The following is a 20,562-nucleotide window of genomic DNA, read 5'->3' as shown; positions in this document are numbered from 1 at the left end:
TGAAACTTTTTCTATATTATTCCGTAAAGCTATAGTGGAATCATTTTTAATAGAATAGGAGTGTTCTTTATGGAACAAGAAGTAAAAACGAGCAAAGAGAAACCGAGTTTGCTGGGAATGGTTTGGAGTCCGGGGGAGCAGTTTGACCGCATTCGCCGGAACCCGAAGATTTGGGTTCCGCTGATTCTAATCAGTATTCTGTATGCTGTTGGAATGTTCCTGATGGCCATGTCAATGGATGCTTCTTACCTTGGGCTTGATGGCATGAGTGAGGCCGAAGCAGAGATGGTCATGATGTTTTCTAGGGTGGGTGTGGCAATAACAGGAATTTTCACACCTGTAGTGATTGCCCTCATTTCCGGTGGTATTTATATGATTTTCATAAAAATTGCTGGATCAGATGCAACGTTCAAACAGATATTTTCCATGAATATTTATATTCTTGTTATTGGCGGGATCGGCCTTTTGGTCAATATGGCATTAAGAGCAGCTATTGGGGGAAATCCGGAAATATTTATTACTAGTTTAGCAGTATTGATGAACAGCGAGAAACCAGGGGTCCTGGGTTCTATCGAGTTATTCAGCATCTGGCAGTCTGTTGTAACAGCTATTGGCCTTCATCGGGTTGGAGGATTATCAAAAGGCTGGGCTTGGGGCATTGCGATTGCCTTCTTCATCATCGGCATTGTTTTCACTTTAATCAGCAATACCCTTTCTGGAATGACTGGTGTCTAAATGAAAAAGAAAGTTTGGATAGCGATCGGAGTTGCGGCTGTGTTTTTGCTGCTGGCTGGCGTTAGCGTCTACAGGCAGGCGTTTGCGAAAGGGCCTGAAGTAAAAACCGCCCATCCGGTTCAGGAAGAAATTAAAGAGCAGATCATGATTCCGGGAATGGCAGAGCTGGTGAATGAGCAGAAAATATATGCATCTCCTGAAAAGGGAGAAATAAAGGAGTTCCTGGTGGAAGAAGGGGATTCTGTTAAAAAAGGAGAAGTGCTGGCCAAATTTGATGACCAGGCATTGGAGCTTGAATTGGAAAAGGTCAAACTTCAGGCTGAATCAGGCTATATAAAAATCAGCCAGCTGGAAAAAGAGGAAGTCCAGCTGGGGGATAAGGTAAAAGAGCTGCGCAAACAGGCTGGTGAAAAGGAAGCGGAAAAACAGATACAGCCTGAAAGGGATCAGTTGAAACTGGAAAAGCGATTGGCGAATCTTGAATTAAGCCAGGTGCTTCTGCAGAAGAAAGATGTTGAAAAACGACTTGGAGAATTAGAGGTAAAAAGCACAATGGATGGATTGGTGCTTCAGGTGAACAAGGCAGCCTCCTCTGATCCGGCTTCGGCAGGAAAACCTGTCATTTATGTTGGAGATTTAAAAGCGATCGGCGCATCAGGCTTACTTTCAGAATTCGATTCATTAAAAGTGAAAGAGGGGCAAAAGGTGACTCTCCGGTCCGATGCGATTCCTGAAAAGGAATGGAAAGGCGAAGTCAGCGAAGTAGCCGATATGCCAGAAGAGAATCAGGGAGTGAACCCTGCCGAAAATAGTGCGCCACAGTATCGGATGGAGGTAACGGTGAAGGAAATGTCCCTGAAACCAGGGTTTCAGCTCATAATGGAAATTGAAACGGATAAGAAGAAGGCACTGACTGTTCCGGCAAACTCGGTTATAACCGGAGACAGCAGCGTATTTGTATTCGTGGTCAGGGATCAGAAAAGCTATAAACAGGAAGTGGAGACAGGTGTGGCTTCCGGGAATAAAATTGAGATAGCAAGCGGCCTCACTGAGAAGGATTTGATTATTACTAATCCATCAGATCAGCTGAAAGACGGCATGGAAGTGGATGCGAAATGATTGAACTCAAAGGCATAACCAAGTCCTATCAGGCGGGGAAAGAAAGCATTGAAGTTTTAAAAGGGATTAATCTGAGCATTGAACAAGGTGATTCTGTGGCGATTATGGGGCCATCCGGATCTGGAAAATCGACGCTTATGAATATTATTGGATGCCTCGATTTGCCGACAGAAGGAATATATGAACTGGATGGTGAGAACATATCCCATTACTCGGAAGCGGAGCTGGCAAAGGTCAGAAATCAATCGATTGGGTTTGTGTTTCAGCAGTTTCACCTGCTTCCGAGACTGACGGCTATTCAAAATGCAGAGCTTCCGATGATTTACAGCGGCCTTGCAAAAAAGGAACGATTGGAAAGGGCGGAAGCAGCGCTGGTCAAAGTGGGTCTTGCTGATCGGATGGAGCACCTGCCAAATGCCCTATCAGGAGGTCAGAAGCAGCGGGTTGCCATCGCCAGAGCGATTGTGAACGAACCGAAGATCATATTGGCGGATGAACCGACAGGTGCTCTTGATACGAAAACAAGCGCCTCCATTATGGAACTGTTCAGTGAGCTGAACCATGAAGGGGCAACGATTGTAATGGTTACACATGAACCTGAGGTTGCAGAGTATGCCCATCACACGATTATGGTGAGGGATGGGCTGATTGTGTCCGCAGAACCTTCCCGCTGGGGGGCGCCTACATGAGTTTTTTAGAAAATATCAAAATGGCACTTAGTTCATTGAAGGCGCATAAAATGAGATCGATTTTAACGATGGTTGGGATCATTATTGGTGTTGGGGCTGTTATTATTGTAGTCGCAATCGGCCAGGGCGGAGAAGCGATGCTGAAGACGCAGCTGACAGGTCCAGGTAATACAGTGGAGTTGTTTTATCAGCCTTCTGACGAGGAAATTCAGGCAAACCCAAACATATTTAATGAAGCTCCTTTTGATGGGGAGGATATCAAAGCACTGGAGCAGATTCCAGAGATTAAAAGAGTAGTTGCTTCAAGCTCACAGTTTTCACAGTCTTCGTTTGGAGAACAGACGGCAGAAACATCCACAACAGGAGTCGGTCCAGCCTATTTTGAGCTGAACAATGTTGACCTGGAGAAAGGGAGATCCTTTACGGCTGCAGATTTCCTTGGCGGACGCAGGGTGGGGCTTGTCAGCTATTCCATGCAGGAGGAGCTATTTAATGGCAAGTCGCCGGTTGGCGAAGTGATCCGGATTGGGAACCAGCCGATAGAGATCATTGGCGTCATGGAAAAGCCGACAGGGCTCTTTTCATTCGGTGTTCTGGAGATTTATGTGCCTACTAAAACATGGCAGACTATTTATGGGAAGAGTGACTTTACCCAGGTGACGCTTCAGGCAGAATCCGCTGATCAGCTTCAGACGGCCGGAAAGAAGGCTGCCAGCTTACTTAACAAGATGCATAATACAGAAGAATCTTATATGGTCATCAACATGGAAGAAATGGCAGAAGGAATCGGCCAGATTACAAAGGTCATGACTCTAATCATCGGCAGTATCGCCGGTATCTCGCTATTTGTCGGCGGAATTGGTGTCATGAACATCATGCTCGTATCTGTAACAGAAAGAACGAGGGAAATCGGAATCCGTAAAGCACTCGGAGCGACCAGGGGGCAAATCATGGGCCAGTTTTTAATCGAATCTGTCACGCTGACCTTAATTGGAGGAGTACTGGGAATCCTGCTCGGCTGGGGTACGGCATCCCTGATTTCATTCTTTGCCGGATGGCCATCGCTCATTTCCTGGCAGGTCGTTGCAGGAGCCCTTTTCTTCTCGATGGCGATCGGCATCATCTTCGGACTGCTGCCGGCCAATAAAGCTTCGAGGCTGAGTCCGATTGAATCTTTGCGGTATGAGTGATTATTTCTTCGGCAGAGGATAGTCTTTTGTTTGAGTCGAACATAAAGATTCAATTAAATATTATTTTGTTATGTTTTTATTAAGCGCGATATATGATATTTGGCACATTTGAACCCGATCCGGGACAAGGGATACCAGGTTTTTCGGGGATATCTGTTTGGAAAACCTGCGCCAATTGCTGAAAAAGATAGAAAAGTTCTGCCCCAGTGATGAATTTTGCAGGAAAGGACCACTTTTCTTCGGAATAAAGATGCATCGGAATAATTTGTGTGCGGTTAGCTGAGAAATATGTGCGCATAAGATTTTTTATGTGCGGATAGACGTACTTTATGTGCGGATAAAAAAATTATGTGCGATCAGCCTATTTATAAAGGAAATCTGACTGAAATCAACGAACATACATGGGATGAAACAGCTGAATAGAGGTTAAGAAATGGAGCTTAAAACAGAGAGACTTATAATCCGTAAGTTCAAATCAGAAGACTGGCAGGCAGTTTATGAGTACACATCAAATCCAGAAGTAATGAAATACATTCCAGAAGGTATTTTTACAAAAGAAGCAGCTAAAGAGTTTATCCGTGAGAATACCGAAAAAGCAGAGCATTTCCCGGTTCTTTTGAAAAATGAAGAAGTGCTGATTGGCCATGTCGCTTTCTTTAAGTATTTCGGCGATCATACCTATGAAATTGGCTGGGTGTTTAATCCGAAGTTTTATAATAAAGGCTATGCATCAGAAGCGGCATATGCAGCGCTGAAATATGGCTTTGAAGAACTTGGGCTTCACCGGATTATTGCAACCTGCCAGCCCGAGAATCCGCCTTCTTACCGGGTGATGGAGAAAATCGGCATGAGGCGGGAAGGCTGCTTCAAAAAGTGCATTCCTCATGGCGATGAGTGGTGGGATGAATATTATTATGCGATTTTGAAAGAAGAGTGGAACATAGATAACTGAACAAGCAAGTATATCACCATCCTGTATGGCTAAAAATAATAAAACAGGAGGTGATATACATGGCTAAAGATGTTCTTTGTGAAGTAAATAACTGCACTTATTGGGAAAAGGGAAATAAGTGTGGTGCAGAAGCTATTTACGTTGTCAGCCATAAAGGCAAGCAGGCGTCCAACAGCAAAGAGACAGACTGTAAAACGTTTGAACCAGAAGTTTAATCCAAGGGGTAACCTATTTGGTTACCTTCTTTATCTATTATTGATAATAATTATCAGTTTCATTCAAAAAAATTTTATCTTGCTGATTCTTTTGTTTTTCGGAGAGGCGTCAGTTTTTTCATGTTTTTAAAAATTTTATAATGGGCAGTGCCTACTTTTTCTTCTACATAATCCAATGAATAATCACCAGATGGATCAGATAGTTCCCCAATCGCACGTGATAGATTATCAATCACTGTTCTGTATGATTCATTCTTCTTATGGTCTTCCTTTGAATTCATTTCTACCATAATGTCGTGAGCAAGGCTTTGAATTCTCCGTAAACGAATTTGCTTCGCTGGCATATTATCATATCCTCCCCTTTTTTTGCTGAATCAATATATTATATATGGCCTTTCCATAGAAAAAATAACTGAAATCCCAAGTGCGCATTTATTGGAATATTATAGTATAATGAGTGGTGTTAATTTTTCTGATAATTTAGTAAAAGGAGGCGTTCATTATGCTAAATAAAACTTTAGTTATTATGGATAAAAATAAGGGGAGAACGCCTAATTAAAATCAGCGTTTCCCCAAAATATGAAAAGGGGAAATTATATGAATACTGGCAATGTGAGAATTGAACAAGTAACAGCAGACAATTGGTATGATTGCTGTTTATTGGAGCTTTCAGAGGAACAAAAAGCCTATATGGAGCCGAATGCTGTTTCCATTGCGCAATCTAAATTTGAAACGGCGCTGAGACCACATGTGATTTACTTGGAGGATAAAGCTGTCGGCTTCTTAATGTTTAATACATGTATAGAAGAATTGGATGCTTACTGGATTTATCGGATTATGGTCGATAAGGCGCACCAAGGAAAGGGAATAGGCAAAAAAGCGACTGATCTGATGATTGCGGAGATGGCGAAACTGCCGAATGCGAAAAAACTTGCAGTAGGGTACCATCCTGAGAATCTTGGGGCACATAAGCTTTATGCAAGTTTGGGGTTTGCAGATCATGGCCACCGTTTTGGGAAGGAAATGGCGGTTGTGAAAGATTTAGGCTAAAGGAAAAGGGGGGAGAAGCAAAATGAAATTGGGATGGGCCCTGTTTATAGGAGGGCTGATTTTGCTAATGTCCGGCATCTTTCTGTCTGCCTATTGGGCAGCCGCCGGCAGTTTCATGGGAATCTTCGGAGGGATGATGATGGGAAGCTCCTCTTTTTTCCTTGCGAAAACAGGGCAGAAGGCAGGTTAAGGGATAATGGAATTTATGATTTATTTATTTGTTTTCTTTATTTTTCTGGCAATCAGTTCAGTAATGAATGTGTTATTCAAAATGACTGAAAAGAAACATTGGGGCATGTCACTGCTCCTAAGCCTGTTGTTAGCTGTCATTGCTATTGCCATTCTGGGGATTAAATAGAGATTGAAACCGGGTATTTTTGGTGTATAAAAATGCTTGGAAAACACAAACTTTAGGTATCCTATTACGAAAAGGTGATGAAAAATGGATAAAGAATATCAATTTGCAAATTTGTCTGACGGGGATCTGCAGCAGGTGCATAATCTGGAAAAACGCTTAAGTGAGGAAAAGGGAGAAGAAGTTATTCTCATTGCTTATCATGATCATAAAGAGAACAATAAATAAAAAGATTAGAAATCCCCATATTTGCTTTGATATAATGATTAAATCAGTGTTAGAGATATTGGTAAGGTTTTTACTGGCCAAAAATATATGTCGAAAGATACGTCTGCCATCTGAAATTTAGTTTTAATTTCGGAGGGGAAATTATGTATAAGAGGACAGGCTGCCTCAAAATGCAAAAGAAGGCATATTATTTTTGGTGATTATTTCTGTTATTTCGGTAAACACGATTGCACCGATTATTGTGGGAATGGAACGCGGCTTCAGTAAAGAAAACTATTTCGAAACCTTAAAGATTATTCCGTTTTTGTGGGTAATCGTGGTTTTGCTTGTAAGGTTAGTGGCGGGACCGTTAGCTGGCAGAATGATGCCAAGGTTTGCAGGGCAAACGGACGGATTTAATGCCCGGATTTTATTGGATACTTTATTGAATGTGACCATTCTTTCCATTTTTTTAACCATAATAGGCACCTGGGTTGGGTCGAAAAAAATAAGCCTGGAGCCGTTTCAAAACTTTTTCCATAGCTGGTTCCGGAATTTTGGTGCTGCATTCTGGATTGAGCTAGTGATTGCCCAGCCTATTGCAAGATTTGCAATGAAAAGAATTCATGCTAGACAAACCAGCCAGGAAGAGATTGTAAATTAGATCGTTAAAAAACGCTTGGGATTATAATATCTCAAGCGTTTTTTGTATTTAATTTACTTTTTATCTGCAGGCTGTGCGTTAAATAACTTCACCTGAGGAGGTGCAGTAAAATATTGAGGCGCTTTCGCTGTAAATGAGGTAAAATGTTCCGTCTGGTTGTGAAACTTTACAGCGTCCATATCACTCCATAATTCCACCATCGTATAGGAACCCTCTTTTTCTGTATCTTTTAAAAGGTCATAAGAGATATTGCCTTCTTCTGCTCTGGAGGCATTGATAAGCGGACGGATTTCGTCAAGAAAGTCAGTTTCTTTATCAGTTTGTATTTGGAAGCCAGCATGAATAATGATCATGTTTGATTCTCCTTTATGAGTTATTTCCACTCCGTGATATCTTCAACAGGCAGGCGGACAGATTGATAGCCCTGATCAGCGGCTTTGCCGATTGAGATAAGCATGACAGGGTAGTAGCGTTCCTTGTCCAGCTGGAATGCTTCAGCAATGCGGTCTTTTTCATAGCCTCCAATTGGATTTGTATCATAACCATGGGCACGTGCTGCAAGCATTAGCTGCATGGATACAAGACCAGCATCGATCAGGTTCATTTCTTTCTTTTGTTCGAATGTCATGGTTTCCACTAAGCCTTTGATGGATGGCACCTGCTTGTCTCTTACATCAGCGGGCATGTATCCTTTTTCAACAGCTGTATCATAAATTTTTTCAATGAAAGCTTCACTCTTCATATCAACAAAGACGGCAATGACAGCTGATGATGTCTCTACTTGCCTTTGGTTGAATTTTGCAAGCGGCGCCAGTGTTTCTTTGCCTTCTTTTGAATCGATCACTACAAAGCGCCATGGCTGCAGGTTAACGGATGAAGGAGCCAAAGTCGCTTCTTCCACGATTTCTGTCATTTCTTCTCTGCTTATTTTGACCATTGGGTCATAATTACGGATGGAACGGCGTCCTGTGATGATTTCCCTAAAGTCGTTGATAACGGTTTTATTCATGATGAACTCTCCTTTATTTTTTTCTGGATGTGAAAATTACATTTTTTCTATATTTTCCTGGATACGTGTGAGCATATTTAATAGTGTGCTTCGCTCAAGTTCCGAAAAGCCGTTCAGGATTTTGGAAATAAATCGTTGCTTTTCTTCGCAGTAAGCAGCAATCTTCGTTTTGCCTTCCTCTGTAAGGCTGACATAAGTAAAGCGGTTATCTTCAGGGCTTTTCCTGCGGATTACCATGCTTTTTTCTTCAAGCTGCTTAAGGTGTCTTGTAACAGCAGCATGATCAATATTCACTTTTTTCTGAAGCTCCCGTTGCGTAATTTCTTCCGCTTCAAAAAGCTCCCGAAGAATCTCAAGCCGTGACTGGCTGATGCCTGTACAGCGTTCAAACTTCGGCATTGTCTGCTTACTGAGCTCAAACAGCCGGGCGGCAATTAATTCTTCTTCCTTTGAACATTTGAACACAGCATCCCCGCCTTTTATATAATTGATAGGTCAATGATTGATGCATCAATTAATATACTCCAAAATATTTTAGAAGTCAAACCGGATGTTTAGCAAGAGAAAATCCTGCTGAATAGTCTATGGGTCAGCAGGGATTTCAGTAATTGAGCTTTGTTTTCCTAAAGTTTCTCTGCTTCTATAAGCCACACAAACCGATTTAGCTGCTTAAACTTAACAGAGAATCTATTGGATTGAAACATGCTTTCTAGTATAGGGATGGATGTATAGTATTCTGTTTCCAGATCTTGAGCCAGGCTGAGGTAATGTTTGTTTTTAGCTTCCTGGATAAAAGTCTGTTTTTCGTCCCCGCTTTCAAAGACAGTATCGGCAAAAACAACTTTCCCGCCAGTTGAAAGGAGGGCGCTGTATTTAGTTATGGCATTGGTTTTTTCCCTGTCTTCTAAATGGTGGAATGCGTAGGAGCTGACGAAGGCATCTATGGGGCCAATCAGTTGAAAGTTTAAAAAGTCACCATCTAATAATGTAAGATGAGGCATTTTATTGCTTGCTATTTTCCTCATGGCAGCAGAAGGTTCCACTCCGACTACTGAACAGCCTTTCTCCACGAGCCTTTGAGTTAAGTTTCCCGTACCTGTACCGAATTCCACCACATTTCCATTAACTAGATCGGCAACTTCATTAAGAATGTGTTCATAATTCAAAAACACCTCTTGATATTCAAGGTCTTCACCCGTTACAGCCTGATCATAGGATTCTGCCCAGTGGTCAAACAAATCTACAAATTCACGGCTCATTGTAAATTCACTCCTTTTAATTCTTATAATACTTATTGGTATAGTATGAATAAATATCTCACTTGGCAACTTTGCAACCTGCCTTAATTCTGAGTTGCCAGCTGATTTTTAAGCTGATAATTGACAAAAAAAACATTTAAAACATACTATACAAGTAGGAATAATAAGAATTAAAGGGAGCATAAGAAATATCTAAAGAACGCAATGGAGAAGAGTAATCATTCTTTCTGAAAACAGAGGTGCTGACGATGAATTATTACAGCAGTGTGAATGAACTGATTGGGCATACCCCTCTTGTGAAGATCAAACACTATGCTGTTCCGCATGGAGTAAACGTTTTTGCTAAGCTTGAATATTTTAACCCCGGCGGCAGTGTAAAGGATCGGTTAGGACAAAAGCTGATTCAGACAGCGATTGAGAATGAGCTTCTCCCGGAGGATGGGTCTGTAATTGAACCGACTGCAGGGAATACCGGGATCGGCTTAGCGATGGCTGCTATTGGAACGAAGATCAAAATCATCTGTGTCGTACCTCGAAAATTCAGCGTTGAAAAACAGGAACTAATGAAGGCGTTAGGGGCGGAGGTTATTAATACGCCGACTGAAGAGGGAATGGAAGGCGCTATTAGGAAAGTACATGAATTATTGCAGGAAATTCCTAATTCCTATAGTCCTCAGCAATTCAGCAATAAAAATAACCCGCAAACGTATTATGAAACATTGGGTCCTGAGATTTTCCAAGCGTTAGATGGGAAGATTGATATTTTTGCTGCTGGAGCAGGGACTGGTGGTACGTTCATGGGCTGCGCCAGATATTTTAAAGAAAAGAATCCAAAGATAAAGACAGTTATCGTTGAACCTGAAGGCTCCATTTTAAATGGCGGAAAAGCAGGGCCGCATCGCACCGAGGGAATCGGGATGGAGTTTTTGCCGCCGTATATGGAAATAGGCTTATTTGACGCCATTCATACCATTTCAGATAAAGATGCTTTTAAACGAGTGAAGGAGCTGGCATTGCTGCAGGGATACTTAGTTGGAAGTTCGTCAGGAGCTGCTTTCGAAGCAGTATTGAGAGAAGCTGAAAATGCTGCGCCTGGCACGAATATTCTCACGATTTTTCCTGACAGCAGTGAGCGGTATTTAAGTAAATCTATTTATGAGGAGGATAAACAATGAGAAAGAAAACACAAATGATTCACGGCGGCATCTCCAGGGATGAACATACAGGTGCCGTTTCTATTCCTGTCCACCATGCCAGTACCTTTAAACAAGATGGTGTGGGCAATTTCGTATATGAGTACGCAAGAACCGGAAATCCGACAAGGCATGCACTGGAGGAATTAATAAAGGATTTGGAAGGTGGATACCGCGGGTTTGCTTTCGGTTCCGGCATGGCGGCTATCTCTTCTGTAATGCACTTATTTTCAACAGGAGATCATGTTATTTTCACAGATGATGTGTATGGCGGGTCCTATCGATTAGTGACAAAGGTTTTGACAAAATATAATGTAGGTGTAACCTTTGTGGATACAAGTGGTTTGGCTGCTGTGGAAGAGGCGATACAGGAAAATACAAAAGCAATCTATGTCGAGACGCCTACGAATCCATTGCTGAAGATTACAGACTTGGCCGGAATTTCCAAACTGGCCAAATCCAAGAATCTGCTTATGATTGTGGATAACACCTTCAGTACACCATACTGGCAAAATCCGATAGATCTGGGTGCTGATATTGTCCTCCATAGTGCCACCAAATATATAGGCGGACATAGTGATGTGGTTGCTGGACTGGTTGTGGTGAATTCCGAACAGCTTGCAGCAGACATGCACTTCGTCCAAAATTCAATCGGTGCTGTTCTGGGGCCGCAGGACAGCTGGCTATTAATCAGGGGAGTTCGGACACTGGCCATTCGGATGGAGGAAATCGAAGAGAATGCGAAAAGGATAGCGGAATTTCTTGTCAGTCATCCGCAGGTTTCAAACGTTTATTATCCAGGATTTAAAGATCATAAAGGCCATGACATTCACTTGCGGCAGGCACAGGGCTTTGGCGGAATGATCTCCTTTGATGCCGGCAGCGGTGAAAAGGCAGAAAAGGTGCTGAAAAAAGTAAAATACTTTACTCTGGCAGAAAGTTTGGGCGCGGTGGAAAGCTTGATCTCCCTACCAGCCAAAATGACACATGCATCGATACCGAGAGATCGCCGTCTGAAATTGGGAATTACAGACGGCCTGATCCGCATTTCAGTTGGCCTGGAAGATGCCGAAGACTTGATTGAGGATTTGCAGTCAGCGCTATAAGGAAAGGCCCCATTTAGTTCAGTTGAAAGCTATCAGTGAGAAGAGGCGGAGTCAGACACTCAGCTACTGCCGGCTCAGCTTGAAATGGCATTAGAGGAAGACAAAATGGTTTTGCTGAATCTCCATTCAGACTGGTATGCAAAGAGAAGGGCGTTTTACGAGGTGCTTCGGGAGTATGAGATTCCACTTGATACAATGGAAAAATAAGTGCCTGTCATCTCGACAGGCACTTATTTTCCTAATAATGATCTGGAAAATAAAGATCATCAATCTGCCGGGCTAGCTTAAAATCCAGACCTGTCAGCCCATTTTCACTCCAGGAAGTGAGGGAGACGATCACCATTTTGTATTGAATGGTGATAAAAGGATGATGGTTTACCTCTTCGGAAAGGGATGCTAGTTTATTTACGAATGCGATACCGTCCAAATATTCTTTGAAGCGATAACGTCGTTCAATCCATTTGCTGTCTTTTCTTTTCCAGTTCGGCATCATGGATAGCTGCCGGGCTATTTCTTCTTCACTTAATCTTGTCATACTGTAGCATGCCTCCGGTCAAAGATGACATCGAGTCCGTTTTGAATCAGGCGGACATAGCGATTTTCCCTACTTAACTTTTCAAGCTGGTCCAGAAGCAGATTTTTCAAAGGCGATTCTTTGTCATGCTTTTCAAGCAGTTCCAGAACTTCCAGCTGAAGCAGCCATTCTTCCGGGAACTCTTCGAGTATTTTTCCGATAACACTGTGAAGAAGGACATCCTGAGGGAAATTCGTTTCCCGGATTTGCCTTACTTCGGCGTATAGCTCTTCCAGAGGCGTAAGGGTTATTCCTTCTTTTGGGCTTTCTTCGTCTATAACAGGTTCCCCGTGGTATGCAGCGTAATCTGCTGCGATGGGCCGTGCAGAAACAATCTGGCTGCCCACAGCTAAATCATATGTGCCCCAAGTGGGATGGAACAAGGTTTCTTCTCCCTTTTTGACGAGACATTCTTCAAGTGATATTAAAACAAGGGAATCATGATTAAATAATAGATTCGTCACATGACCGGAAACTTCTACTCCACTTTCGAAGGTGATTTGCATTATTTTATTTATTTCTATGCCAAGCTTTTTCAGGCTCTGTTCAGTTTGGTTCTCCAGCTTAATGCCACCAGCAAGTTTTCCGATAGGCGTCCCAAAGCCGTCATTGTGAATATCAGGTCCATGATGATTAATTTGTTCATTTTGAATCGAAAGGGCACTTGGACCTGACGATTTGACATAGATGGCTTCACCTTCTGCATCCTTCATGATATCGGTAAATAGACCAGTAATCTGAATTCCAGAATTGAACTCGATGTGCGCGACCTTGCTTGAAGCGATCGCTTTTTCGATAGCCACTGTGCCGCCTTGCCTGAAGGCCATCGATTCACCGAATCTCTTCACTTCCTCAATCAATTGTTCGAAGCTTTCGCAAACAAATAGCTGAGTCTGCATAGATGTAACGTCATAGCTGGTGTTAATCGCATCTTCAATTGTGAACCGGCGTTTCTTCACCTGATCGGACAGGCAATGTTTGCTTTCGCCTACAGAAGACAGCAGTCCTGCACCGAAGATCTTGGGCTTCTGCAGATCGCCAATCAGGCCAAACTCGACTGTCCACCAGAAAATCCGGGAGATTTGCTCAGCTTCAGAAAGTCCTTTTACGAGCTGCTGTTTATCCTTTAATCTCTGTTTGGCTGCTTCAATTTCTTCTTCTGTTGAAGCAGGATTTTCCATGACAATAGATAAATGCCTGATTGCTTCAAATACCTCATGTTCTTCTTTTGTTGCAAAAGCGTTGGCGCCGATATTCCCAATTAATTTAACAAACTCTGAGTAGGTTTCATCAAATAATATCGGTGCATGCCCCGCTGCTTCATGGAGAATATCAGGAGCGGGCGTGTATTCGATATTGGTCTTCTGGCGTATATCCGTTGCTATTGGGAGGATGCCATTCGCTTGAAAATCAAAAAATGCTGTGCCGGGAATCAATCCGTCGACAATGACAGCGCCCCAGCCGATTTTATCTAAATGATCGTTCATTTCACTTACCCGTGGAATGCTGTCGATGGAAATGCCGGATGACTTTAGGCCTGTAATGAATGCATCATGGGCGATGTCCTCAAGAAAATGATGATTTTGTCTCATCACATATCTCCAAACTGCATGGTCAATGGGGCTGTAAGCATTGTAATGCTGCTGGGCTGTAAAAGGACGCAGGTGCAGTGGTATCGATTTCTTCATTTGGTATGTCTCCTTTTATTAGTATTTATGCTTAAACGCTTTTAAGTGCGAAAGTATATAGATATAAAAAATCCCTGCTGAATTTTCACTCAGCAGGGACGAATTTATTCGCGGTACCACCCTGATTGTAAGTATAGAACTTACCACTTCACAGAATAACGGCTAAACCGTCTTATTTCAGGAAAAGAAATAAGAAGCTCCAGAAACGTAATTCATGATCTCCTTTGTACTGGTTTTCAGCACCACCAGCTCTCTGTAACAGGGAGGATACCACTACTTCAATTCCTTCAAAGCATTTAAGTATTAGGATGCTTTATATCTTAAACGCTTTTAAGTGTTAAAGTCAACACATTTTTATTTTAATAAAAAGAAAAAGCCCAGAAGCATTTCTGAACCTGTGTATCATTGTTCAATTTTAGCTGATCTGCGCTCCTGCTCTGCCATGATTTCCGCATCTTCGGCATTGTCCCGTGTTACTTTCTGAGTCAGAATGGATCCAACCGCCACCAGGAGCATGACCGCTATATAATACCCTTTTTCATTAAGCTCCATATCAGCATTGTATAGTCCAATAAGAAACAGACCAACGCCTGCAATCAGTGTAAAGTATGCTAAAAATGTAAAAGCTGGAGTGTTTCGCCTTCTATACTTTTGCATGTGTTTCAATCCCCTTTTTCCATCATATTTTCTCGTTTTCCCCTTGCAGTGCTGTAAGGTTTTCACCCATACAGCAGATGTAACATTTTATTCTTTATGACTTAAAATTATCCTTTTTTGTAAAAAAATTTAACCGTAATTCATAAGCGGTTTTTACTGTTTTTTGAGTTTGCCAGTAATTTACTTATTTAGGAAGGGACTCTTGTATACAAAGGTTTAAAAATGAGAGAGTGTAAAGCTGGTATTTTTCTATTGGATGAGAGGCTGAAAGTGGTTATGCTCTTTAATTGGCCCGGGAGTTGATCCAATAAGAGAATGAAATGGTTTTGGTCTCCGGCTGGAGCACTTATTCCAATTATGTATCAATTACATCTGACAATGAGCTCAGCGAAATAAGAGCATTATTGAAGAAAGTTAAAAATACCATTCATGAGGAAAAAACGAAGATATGTGATGAATGGCTTTGTCATCTCAGTGGGTGCTTATGTACGGAGCTGATTGTGGAAGCGAAGAATGTCGCTGAGCATATCGGAAAAGTGCATGTAGACGTTGGAAACTCTGTCTGTAAAATTCCTTTGGCAAAGGAATATATTGAGAAGGTGGAGTCGAAGGACCGGGTTGGAGTTAAACGGAAGACTTGCATATGCAAAGAGAATCTAAGAAGACAGGCATGATAATATCCATGCCTGTGAAAGCCTTAATAGTAATACATATGTTGAGGGAAGTATTGCTGGGTGTATTGATATTGCTGGTTTGGTTCGGGGCTATGAGCATTTCTGCTGCAGTCTTTTGCCGGGCCGATAAAGGATGAAGGCTGAACAGGTGCTACGGTCTTTTTCCATTGCTTTTCATCCATACAATAAGTGTGTGCCATTATATTTGAAGGTGTTAATTTGAGAATGTCAGATCCCAGGATGACTTCCGGAGTAGGAGCATTAAAGATGGCCAGCAGATGAGTGCTGTCGGTATTAGCTATCTCATAATGCCACCAGCCCTGAGGGACATTGGCTACTTGCCCAGGTGTAATGTAATAGTTCTGAATTTGCTTTGTAAATGGATTAAGCAATGAAACAGTCGCTGCACCTGAAATACAGTAAACCAATTCAGCAGCGTTTTGGTGATAATGAGGTTCTATCACATTATTTTTGCTTAGATAGATGTCCAGAAGTGAGACATCTTCCAGCGTGTTTAATTGCTGAACGCCCAATACATTTATTAAATTTCGGTTATCTTTTTTCATCAGGTTGCTTTTGTTCACATCAAAAAAGTAATTTAAAGACGGAGAGGTGTAATCCAAATATTTAACCATTGCTGCTCAGTCCTTTTGGGAAAATGAATTTCCCAATAAAGTATGCATATGCCTAAAATCAGTGCATGTACCTAAAAAACGTGGTTGTGTTTGAAAAAGAAGGAGAGCAATAAATGAAGAAAAAAAGCCATAGGTTCACAGCTGGTTGAAATAGTAAAATCCTCTTTGCCAATAATAGACCATCAGTTCTATAGGGAAACTTCGTTATTTGTTTGCCTGCCCCGTGTGTACCCTCCATTATTCCGTATTACCTTAGATTAATCTCCATGTTAACTATCTTGATGAAAAAGAGTCCGATCTTTCTTTGCGTCTCAAGTCCTATTTGAAAATAAAGCTGAGGACCATTATAGGTATTTCCAAATAAAGGTAATATTACTTCAAGAAAGGGAATGTGCCTAGATATTTTTTTGCATCCAAACAACGGGACAAACCGTTGATAAAAAACACTGGTAGAGGGAGAGGTTATATGGCAGTCTTGCCGTCCAGTTTATCAAAGATAATATTGGTTCTTTTCTTGTTCACTTCATTTAGTTACTTGCTTAATAATTCGGCTTCAGCTGAGGAAGACATCAATGCAAAAATGGAGGAGGCAATTAAGGATTACCTGGAAGAATATCAAGTTCCAGGAGCTTCAGTTGCTATCGTTCATAATAATGAGCTGTTTTTTTCACATTCATGGGGCGTTACTGGAGAATCAGAGGAGGAGATTACAGAACAAACTCCTTTTACGATTGGCTCCATAAGCAAATCATTAACGGGAATGGCCATTATGAAATTAGCTGATAATGGAACCATCCGACTGGATGGCAGCATTCAAGAATATCTTCCCTGGATTACACTAAAAAATGGAAAAGCTGCCGAAATAACAGTGGAGCAATTGCTCGCGCAGACAAGCGGGTTAAGTACGTACGACGGGCTGGCACTATCTGATAAAGAGTTTACAGGCAGGAATGCTATCAAGAATCAAGTCAAGAAAATGGCAGAAGTTACTTTGACTGCTGAGCCTGGTGAAAAACATCAATACAGCAATGCCAATTTCTTAATTCTGGGTGCGATGATTGAAGAACTAACAGGAATGTCCTATGCAGAGTATATGGAACAGCAGATTTTTGAGCCTTTAGGGATGAAAAATGCTGCAGCCAATAAAGAGGGAGCTTATAAGAAAGGATACCTTAGCGGTTATCAATCCTTGTTTGGATTTCCGGTGGAAAGTTCTGTAGCCTACGATAATGCCGGGGCACCATACGGATACATTACGGCCAGTTCTGCAGATATGGTCCAATTTGTAAAATTATTGAGCGGGAAAGGGCCAGATCGCTTTATCAGTGACAAAACATTGGATTTATTTATGACTCCTCAGGTTCAAACAGGCGTTGACCGATATTATGGTTTAGGAATACGCATATCAGACCCGGATACTCCCAAAGAAATGATCTGGCATTCTGGTTCTACCCCTGATTCGCATGCAGAAGTCTTTTATATTCCCGAAACTGGCTGGGGCGGCGTGATTCTGACAAATAAGAATCATATTTTAGAGGAAGATGGGCTTTATTATCTTAAGAATCATATTATTAGTCTTTTAAATGGCGATGAATCTGAACAAGTGCCTAATCATAGTTTGACCATGCAATACACTCTGCTGGGATGTGTCCTGCTGCTAGTAATCCTTTCAATCTATTTATGGAAAAGATTCAGAACCCAGAAGTTTCTAAAAATGGGAACCGGACTTTTCTTAGGGCTGATTTTTATTGGCCTGTCGGCTGCACTAATCCCTCTTTTCACAGCTAGCACATCTTCTCCTTGGCATTCCATCTCTGTCTTTGCACCTGATATTGCACTCTTAACGATTTTGGCTGTAATTATGCTGGCAATAAATGGGCTGCTGCTGATTAGATTAATTTTTAAAAAAGCAAGGTAATGGAAATGCCTGTCTACATCCGTTAGACAGGCATTTATTATACGTTTACTGCATTATCCCCTAATTTCCGGGCTATTATCGCTTTCCATAATCCAAACCCTATTAACGCTCCAATGATATTTAGAATAAAGTCATCAATATCTAAACTTCCTCTTCTTGTGACGAGCTGTATAATTTCCACACTAAGAATCATAACAGCCATGGTAACTGCAAATGATTTAAGTTTGTTTAGCGCTCTAATAAAATAGGGCAGAAAAATTCCCATTGGCAAAAATGCAGCCATATTGCCGGCAAGGTTTTTTATAGGAATGATTAAATTCATGCTTCCATTGGAAATAGCTAGTACATACCCAATAATTGTTTTAAAGGGCACAAAGTTTGAGGAAAGTTTCATATATTCCATTAACGGCATGTCTGACCAAAATCCTCTCGATATAAAGAAGAGTAATACTGTTAAGGCACCTAAGTAAGAAAGAAAGCTTATTACCATGATAAATCTCATTAGCTTTTTCATTATAATCCCCGCTTAAAAATAGTCTTTGATAATAATAACATAATTTTTCCAGATTTTATTCAAAAGACTTAACTGCCAGCTATTATAATAAAACATGGGGGGATGTTTATGAAAAAGGGTTGGATTAGACTGATGGCTATGGCATTCATTATTATAAGTGCAATAACCTATTATGAATTCTTTTTGGTTCCAAAGAATTCACTTGAGCTGTATCAGGAGATTGCCTTTGCAGAAAACTTTGAAGAGGCTCAAAAAATTGTTCTGGAGGGATATGAAAACAACTTCAAGGAAGAGGATTTTGAATACATAAATAGAGCGGATACATCGCCTGATCGAATAAGCCAGTTTACACTATTGGAATATGAGAGCAAGACCCTTGTAATCATGACATCACCAGGCACTGAAAAGTTAAAAGTACTTGCCGTAGAAGAGCTGCCAGATGAATTGAGAGAATATTTTATGAAATTGCCTCAATAGATTAATAGTCATATTTAGGTAGATAAGGACATCTCTTATACAGAGTTGTTTATTTTGAAAAAGAAGCTAATATGGCTGTGTGTGGTTATAGTTTTGATTTTTACGATTTATGAAGTAATGTTAAAAAACAAAACAGTTCGTTATACGGGTGAAAACGGGGATTGGTCAGTTGTGATTAATGCTAAGCTGGCTGCACTTGAAGGAAGTCACTCCATAAAGATCCGCTATAAAGGGTCAGGGACCGTTGAGCGTGCAGATTATAGAATTTTCCCGGATGATTATGAAGGGGGCTATCCGGATTTCGATAATAAAGGAAACTATTATTGGGCGTGCAGTGACTGCGGTTATTATGACCAGAAAGACGAACTTCTTTTTTTTATTGTATGGAAGGAAAGAGGAAAAGCAGATGAAAAGGCGGGTTTTATAGATTTAAAGAGGAGCAGTTAGGAGGAAATGAATGCTGTGGGTTTTGACGCAAGATAAAAGAAGTTTAGTCAATGTGAAAGAGGTAATCGTTAAAGGTAAAACAGTGGAAGGAATAATCAGCAGGAGTTTCTTTGTATATTGGAGCAGGGTCCTGGGTGAATATGACTCTTATGAAAGAGCGTTGGAAGTGGTTAAGCAGATTCATAAAAAATTAGAGGATGAAGAAAATGGTTCAACGTCCTTTTCTATGCCTCAGTAGGGATTCAATTATATTTTGCCGTGCCTATTAGAAGCTGGGAGCGGCATTTTTTTTGGTAAAAGTGGATGGTTAATTTTATATCGAATTGGATGGTTATCTATTGGCTGGTTTACGGTATTATTTAGTTATATAAGTTTTTATAATGTATAAGAAGAGGTGCGCAGCATGGGAATAATGCTAGGGCTGGTTCTAATTATCTTAATTTTTGCTGTGGTTTCGACATTGCTGCTGACAGGCAAGGCGGATGATAACTATGGAAGTTCAACAAAACGGAACACAACCAATTTAACCCTAATATATGTGGTTATTATTTTTATCGGATTAGCTTCTCTTGGAGTTTATATTTGGCGGATCTAAATACAGATGGAGATGAAGAAAGATGACATGGGCAGTAGTGGTTCCAATTATTCTCGTTAGTTTGCTGAAAATCGTGCTGACCTGTATGCCGACCGGCACGGTTAATTGGCTGATCCGGAAATTTGAAACTCATTCCAAGCTTGATGAAAAAGAGGTTACAGTCACAATTGGTGATAATAGGCTGGAAGATGAGGAGAAACTTCAGTTTATCAATCAGTTCAATGAAGGAGTATTTATTAAGAAACATTATATCCACCCTGGGGACGAACAGCTTTTTTTACACCCTGAGATCAGTGGAACACCTATAGTTATCGAGTTTCTGGAAAGAGATGACACGCTGTTCGTATTTAGCTATAAGGACCGCATTGATGTGGTCAAACAGCGCAGAAAAAAGGTCATCGCATACAGCCTGATTTCTGATAGCCTGCAAAGCAGTTCTCTGGCAATCAAGGCCAGTTAAAATAAGAACATCAAATAGACGCCTGGATCCTTAGTGATTTAGGCTTTTTTGTGTCGGCAGGAGGGATGTAATTAACTGCAGCTTGTCGTGCTTATCATGCGTGTTGCCTTAATTCCGATGACAATTGGAAATTAGACATCTATACTAAATGTAATGAAACTGATGGAAAGGAGGAGCGCC

At 41.2% G+C, this 20,562-nt stretch carries 30 protein-coding genes and 1 other annotated feature; of the genes, 20 read left to right on the top strand and 10 right to left on the bottom strand.

Translation table 11 applies throughout. From position 1 onward, the window contains the following. The first annotated feature begins 69 nt into the window (after positions 1–69). From DFO72_RS22120 to DFO72_RS22095, 6 genes are all read left to right on the top strand, one after another. Complete coding sequence (locus DFO72_RS22120; RefSeq protein WP_113884267.1) at positions 70–735, top strand: Yip1 family protein; 666 nt, start codon at positions 70–72, stop codon at positions 733–735. Next, entirely contained in the window at positions 736–1,854 is a 1,119-nt protein-coding gene (locus tag DFO72_RS22115; RefSeq protein WP_113884266.1) for an efflux RND transporter periplasmic adaptor subunit, read from the top strand. After that, entirely contained in the window at positions 1,851–2,543 is a 693-nt protein-coding gene (locus DFO72_RS22110; RefSeq protein ID WP_113884265.1) for an ABC transporter ATP-binding protein, read from the top strand. Before DFO72_RS22115 ends, DFO72_RS22110 begins: the two co-directional genes overlap by 4 nt. Then, the gene (locus tag DFO72_RS22105) at positions 2,540–3,733 is read left to right on the top strand and encodes an ABC transporter permease (RefSeq protein ID WP_113884264.1); all 1,194 of its coding nucleotides are present in this window, start codon (positions 2,540–2,542) and stop codon (positions 3,731–3,733) included. The genes DFO72_RS22110 and DFO72_RS22105 overlap by 4 nt, the downstream gene beginning before the upstream one ends. Positions 3,734–4,166: 433 nt before the next feature. Beyond that, positions 4,167–4,685, top strand: a complete 519-nt coding sequence (locus DFO72_RS22100; protein WP_113884263.1) for a GNAT family N-acetyltransferase — start codon at positions 4,167–4,169, stop codon at positions 4,683–4,685. 59 nt (positions 4,686–4,744) lie between these two features. Further along, a complete protein-coding gene (locus tag DFO72_RS22095) occupies positions 4,745–4,900 on the top strand; it encodes a DUF1540 domain-containing protein (RefSeq protein WP_009335488.1) in 156 nt (51 codons plus the stop codon). Positions 4,901–4,974: 74 nt separating this feature from the next. On the opposite strand, the gene DFO72_RS22090 is transcribed toward DFO72_RS22095, so the two are convergent. Further along, positions 4,975–5,244, bottom strand: a complete 270-nt coding sequence (locus tag DFO72_RS22090; RefSeq protein WP_113884262.1) for a hypothetical protein — start codon at positions 5,242–5,244, stop codon at positions 4,975–4,977. Between the two features lie 253 nt (positions 5,245–5,497). Between DFO72_RS22090 and DFO72_RS22085 the strand changes: the two genes are divergently transcribed. The 5 genes from DFO72_RS22085 (at position 5,498) to DFO72_RS22080 (ending at position 7,176) form a co-directional block, all read left to right on the top strand. Continuing rightward, on the top strand, positions 5,498–5,950 hold the full coding sequence (locus DFO72_RS22085; protein ID WP_113884261.1) for a GNAT family N-acetyltransferase: 453 nt from the start codon (positions 5,498–5,500) through the stop codon (positions 5,948–5,950). A 22-nt stretch (positions 5,951–5,972) separates the two neighbouring features. Next, positions 5,973–6,140 (top strand): hypothetical protein, encoded by a 168-nt coding sequence (locus DFO72_RS29660; RefSeq protein WP_166672539.1) that lies wholly within the window; start codon positions 5,973–5,975, stop codon positions 6,138–6,140. 6 nt (positions 6,141–6,146) lie between these two features. Further along, the gene (locus DFO72_RS29655) at positions 6,147–6,308 is read left to right on the top strand and encodes a hypothetical protein (RefSeq protein WP_166672538.1); all 162 of its coding nucleotides are present in this window, start codon (positions 6,147–6,149) and stop codon (positions 6,306–6,308) included. An 84-nt stretch (positions 6,309–6,392) separates the two neighbouring features. Beyond that, complete coding sequence (locus tag DFO72_RS29650) at positions 6,393–6,533, top strand: hypothetical protein (protein ID WP_166672537.1); 141 nt, start codon at positions 6,393–6,395, stop codon at positions 6,531–6,533. A 193-nt stretch (positions 6,534–6,726) separates the two neighbouring features. Next, a complete protein-coding gene (locus DFO72_RS22080) occupies positions 6,727–7,176 on the top strand; it encodes a hypothetical protein (RefSeq protein ID WP_113884260.1) in 450 nt (149 codons plus the stop codon). A gap of 53 nt (positions 7,177–7,229) precedes the next feature. Here the strand turns inward: DFO72_RS22080 and DFO72_RS22075 are convergent, their stop codons facing one another. The 4 genes from DFO72_RS22075 to DFO72_RS22060 form a co-directional block, all read right to left on the bottom strand. Then, positions 7,230–7,529 (bottom strand): putative quinol monooxygenase, encoded by a 300-nt coding sequence (locus tag DFO72_RS22075; protein ID WP_113884259.1) that lies wholly within the window; start codon positions 7,527–7,529, stop codon positions 7,230–7,232. Between the two features lie 20 nt (positions 7,530–7,549). Then, positions 7,550–8,185, bottom strand: a complete 636-nt coding sequence (locus DFO72_RS22070) for a nitroreductase family protein (protein ID WP_113884258.1) — start codon at positions 8,183–8,185, stop codon at positions 7,550–7,552. 36 nt (positions 8,186–8,221) lie between these two features. Further along, on the bottom strand, positions 8,222–8,650 hold the full coding sequence (locus DFO72_RS22065; protein ID WP_113884257.1) for a MarR family winged helix-turn-helix transcriptional regulator: 429 nt from the start codon (positions 8,648–8,650) through the stop codon (positions 8,222–8,224). A gap of 158 nt (positions 8,651–8,808) precedes the next feature. Then, a complete protein-coding gene (locus DFO72_RS22060) occupies positions 8,809–9,444 on the bottom strand; it encodes a class I SAM-dependent DNA methyltransferase (RefSeq protein WP_113884256.1) in 636 nt (211 codons plus the stop codon). Positions 9,445–9,692: 248 nt separating this feature from the next. Between DFO72_RS22060 and DFO72_RS22055 the strand changes: the two genes are divergently transcribed. Next, positions 9,693–10,619 carry a PLP-dependent cysteine synthase family protein gene (locus tag DFO72_RS22055; RefSeq protein WP_113884255.1) on the top strand — a complete coding sequence of 309 codons (927 nt, stop codon included), beginning with the start codon at positions 9,693–9,695 and terminating at the stop codon, positions 10,617–10,619. Next, on the top strand, positions 10,616–11,743 hold the full coding sequence (locus tag DFO72_RS22050; protein WP_113884254.1) for a bifunctional cystathionine gamma-lyase/homocysteine desulfhydrase: 1,128 nt from the start codon (positions 10,616–10,618) through the stop codon (positions 11,741–11,743). Before DFO72_RS22055 ends, DFO72_RS22050 begins: the two co-directional genes overlap by 4 nt. Positions 11,744–11,981: 238 nt before the next feature. Here the strand turns inward: DFO72_RS22050 and DFO72_RS22045 are convergent, their stop codons facing one another. The 3 genes from DFO72_RS22045 to DFO72_RS22035 all read right to left on the bottom strand — a co-directional run bounded on the left by DFO72_RS22045 (position 11,982) and on the right by DFO72_RS22035 (position 14,662). Further along, positions 11,982–12,278, bottom strand: a complete 297-nt coding sequence (locus tag DFO72_RS22045; RefSeq protein ID WP_113884253.1) for a 4a-hydroxytetrahydrobiopterin dehydratase — start codon at positions 12,276–12,278, stop codon at positions 11,982–11,984. Further along, the gene (locus DFO72_RS22040) at positions 12,275–14,005 is read right to left on the bottom strand and encodes an aromatic amino acid hydroxylase (protein ID WP_113884252.1); all 1,731 of its coding nucleotides are present in this window, start codon (positions 14,003–14,005) and stop codon (positions 12,275–12,277) included. The genes DFO72_RS22045 and DFO72_RS22040 overlap by 4 nt, the downstream gene beginning before the upstream one ends. A 91-nt stretch (positions 14,006–14,096) precedes the next feature. Continuing rightward, positions 14,097–14,305 (bottom strand) — a binding site (T-box leader). A 102-nt stretch (positions 14,306–14,407) separates the two neighbouring features. Beyond that, positions 14,408–14,662, bottom strand: coding sequence for a YiaA/YiaB family inner membrane protein (locus tag DFO72_RS22035; RefSeq protein ID WP_009335475.1), 255 nt, complete (start codon positions 14,660–14,662; stop codon positions 14,408–14,410). Positions 14,663–14,982: 320 nt separating this feature from the next. On the opposite strand from DFO72_RS22035, the gene DFO72_RS22030 reads away from it, so the two are divergent. Beyond that, positions 14,983–15,336 (top strand): hypothetical protein, encoded by a 354-nt coding sequence (locus tag DFO72_RS22030; protein WP_243856240.1) that lies wholly within the window; start codon positions 14,983–14,985, stop codon positions 15,334–15,336. 23 nt (positions 15,337–15,359) lie between these two features. Here DFO72_RS22030 and DFO72_RS22025 read toward each other — a convergent pair whose 3' ends face one another. Then, entirely contained in the window at positions 15,360–15,971 is a 612-nt protein-coding gene (locus tag DFO72_RS22025; protein WP_113884251.1) for a cupin domain-containing protein, read from the bottom strand. Positions 15,972–16,437: 466 nt separating this feature from the next. Here DFO72_RS22025 and DFO72_RS22020 point away from each other — a divergent pair, with 466 nt between their 5' ends. Further along, a complete protein-coding gene (locus DFO72_RS22020; RefSeq protein WP_113884250.1) occupies positions 16,438–17,889 on the top strand; it encodes a serine hydrolase domain-containing protein in 1,452 nt (483 codons plus the stop codon). 37 nt (positions 17,890–17,926) lie between these two features. On the opposite strand, the gene DFO72_RS22015 is transcribed toward DFO72_RS22020, so the two are convergent. Then, entirely contained in the window at positions 17,927–18,403 is a 477-nt protein-coding gene (locus tag DFO72_RS22015; protein WP_113884249.1) for a VanZ family protein, read from the bottom strand. Between the two features lie 108 nt (positions 18,404–18,511). On the opposite strand from DFO72_RS22015, the gene DFO72_RS22010 reads away from it, so the two are divergent. The 5 genes from DFO72_RS22010 to DFO72_RS21990 all read left to right on the top strand — a co-directional run bounded on the left by DFO72_RS22010 (position 18,512) and on the right by DFO72_RS21990 (position 20,382). Continuing rightward, on the top strand, positions 18,512–18,880 hold the full coding sequence (locus DFO72_RS22010; RefSeq protein WP_243856239.1) for a hypothetical protein: 369 nt from the start codon (positions 18,512–18,514) through the stop codon (positions 18,878–18,880). Between the two features lie 93 nt (positions 18,881–18,973). Continuing rightward, positions 18,974–19,327: a hypothetical protein gene (locus tag DFO72_RS22005; protein WP_243856238.1), complete on the top strand. Its 354-nt coding sequence runs from the start codon at positions 18,974–18,976 to the stop codon at positions 19,325–19,327. Positions 19,328–19,337: 10 nt separating this feature from the next. Further along, complete coding sequence (locus DFO72_RS22000) at positions 19,338–19,565, top strand: hypothetical protein (protein WP_113884247.1); 228 nt, start codon at positions 19,338–19,340, stop codon at positions 19,563–19,565. 165 nt (positions 19,566–19,730) lie between these two features. After that, a complete protein-coding gene (locus tag DFO72_RS21995; protein WP_113884246.1) occupies positions 19,731–19,922 on the top strand; it encodes a hypothetical protein in 192 nt (63 codons plus the stop codon). Positions 19,923–19,944: 22 nt separating this feature from the next. Beyond that, positions 19,945–20,382 carry a YfmQ family protein gene (locus tag DFO72_RS21990; RefSeq protein ID WP_113884245.1) on the top strand — a complete coding sequence of 146 codons (438 nt, stop codon included), beginning with the start codon at positions 19,945–19,947 and terminating at the stop codon, positions 20,380–20,382. Positions 20,383–20,562: the final 180 nt, after the last annotated feature.

This window comes from Cytobacillus oceanisediminis (assembly GCF_004366035.1).
GTDB classification, from domain to species: domain Bacteria; phylum Bacillota; class Bacilli; order Bacillales; family Cytobacillaceae; genus Cytobacillus; species Cytobacillus oceanisediminis_C.
The sequence above is the reverse complement of the archived record's forward strand: the minus strand, read 5'-3'. Positions and strand labels throughout refer to the sequence as shown.

Excerpts from the sequence above, each read along its gene's own strand:
- DFO72_RS22120 (WP_113884267.1), top strand. The coding sequence starts at position 70 with ATGGAACAAGAAGTAAAAACGAGCAAAGAGAAACCGAGTTTGCTGGGA.
- DFO72_RS22115 (WP_113884266.1), top strand. The coding sequence starts at position 736 with ATGAAAAAGAAAGTTTGGATAGCGATCGGAGTTGCGGCTGTGTTTTTG.
- DFO72_RS22110 (WP_113884265.1), top strand. The coding sequence starts at position 1,851 with ATGATTGAACTCAAAGGCATAACCAAGTCCTATCAGGCGGGGAAAGAA.
- DFO72_RS22105 (WP_113884264.1), top strand. The coding sequence starts at position 2,540 with ATGAGTTTTTTAGAAAATATCAAAATGGCACTTAGTTCATTGAAGGCG.
- DFO72_RS22100 (WP_113884263.1), top strand. The coding sequence starts at position 4,167 with ATGGAGCTTAAAACAGAGAGACTTATAATCCGTAAGTTCAAATCAGAA.
- DFO72_RS22095 (WP_009335488.1), top strand. The coding sequence starts at position 4,745 with ATGGCTAAAGATGTTCTTTGTGAAGTAAATAACTGCACTTATTGGGAA.
- DFO72_RS22090 (WP_113884262.1), bottom strand. The coding sequence starts at position 5,244 with ATGCCAGCGAAGCAAATTCGTTTACGGAGAATTCAAAGCCTTGCTCAC.
- DFO72_RS22085 (WP_113884261.1), top strand. The coding sequence starts at position 5,498 with ATGAATACTGGCAATGTGAGAATTGAACAAGTAACAGCAGACAATTGG.
- DFO72_RS29660 (WP_166672539.1), top strand. The coding sequence starts at position 5,973 with ATGAAATTGGGATGGGCCCTGTTTATAGGAGGGCTGATTTTGCTAATG.
- DFO72_RS29655 (WP_166672538.1), top strand. The coding sequence starts at position 6,147 with ATGGAATTTATGATTTATTTATTTGTTTTCTTTATTTTTCTGGCAATC.
- DFO72_RS29650 (WP_166672537.1), top strand. The coding sequence starts at position 6,393 with ATGGATAAAGAATATCAATTTGCAAATTTGTCTGACGGGGATCTGCAG.
- DFO72_RS22075 (WP_113884259.1), bottom strand. The coding sequence starts at position 7,529 with ATGATCATTATTCATGCTGGCTTCCAAATACAAACTGATAAAGAAACT.
- DFO72_RS22070 (WP_113884258.1), bottom strand. The coding sequence starts at position 8,185 with ATGAATAAAACCGTTATCAACGACTTTAGGGAAATCATCACAGGACGC.
- DFO72_RS22060 (WP_113884256.1), bottom strand. The coding sequence starts at position 9,444 with ATGAGCCGTGAATTTGTAGATTTGTTTGACCACTGGGCAGAATCCTAT.
- DFO72_RS22055 (WP_113884255.1), top strand. The coding sequence starts at position 9,693 with ATGAATTATTACAGCAGTGTGAATGAACTGATTGGGCATACCCCTCTT.
- DFO72_RS22050 (WP_113884254.1), top strand. The coding sequence starts at position 10,616 with ATGAGAAAGAAAACACAAATGATTCACGGCGGCATCTCCAGGGATGAA.
- DFO72_RS22045 (WP_113884253.1), bottom strand. The coding sequence starts at position 12,278 with ATGACAAGATTAAGTGAAGAAGAAATAGCCCGGCAGCTATCCATGATG.
- DFO72_RS22040 (WP_113884252.1), bottom strand. The coding sequence starts at position 14,005 with ATGAAGAAATCGATACCACTGCACCTGCGTCCTTTTACAGCCCAGCAG.
- DFO72_RS22035 (WP_009335475.1), bottom strand. The coding sequence starts at position 14,662 with ATGCAAAAGTATAGAAGGCGAAACACTCCAGCTTTTACATTTTTAGCA.
- DFO72_RS22030 (WP_243856240.1), top strand. The coding sequence starts at position 14,983 with ATGGTTTTGGTCTCCGGCTGGAGCACTTATTCCAATTATGTATCAATT.
- DFO72_RS22025 (WP_113884251.1), bottom strand. The coding sequence starts at position 15,971 with ATGGTTAAATATTTGGATTACACCTCTCCGTCTTTAAATTACTTTTTT.
- DFO72_RS22020 (WP_113884250.1), top strand. The coding sequence starts at position 16,438 with ATGGCAGTCTTGCCGTCCAGTTTATCAAAGATAATATTGGTTCTTTTC.
- DFO72_RS22015 (WP_113884249.1), bottom strand. The coding sequence starts at position 18,403 with ATGAAAAAGCTAATGAGATTTATCATGGTAATAAGCTTTCTTTCTTAC.
- DFO72_RS22010 (WP_243856239.1), top strand. The coding sequence starts at position 18,512 with ATGAAAAAGGGTTGGATTAGACTGATGGCTATGGCATTCATTATTATA.
- DFO72_RS22000 (WP_113884247.1), top strand. The coding sequence starts at position 19,338 with ATGCTGTGGGTTTTGACGCAAGATAAAAGAAGTTTAGTCAATGTGAAA.
- DFO72_RS21995 (WP_113884246.1), top strand. The coding sequence starts at position 19,731 with ATGGGAATAATGCTAGGGCTGGTTCTAATTATCTTAATTTTTGCTGTG.
- DFO72_RS21990 (WP_113884245.1), top strand. The coding sequence starts at position 19,945 with ATGACATGGGCAGTAGTGGTTCCAATTATTCTCGTTAGTTTGCTGAAA.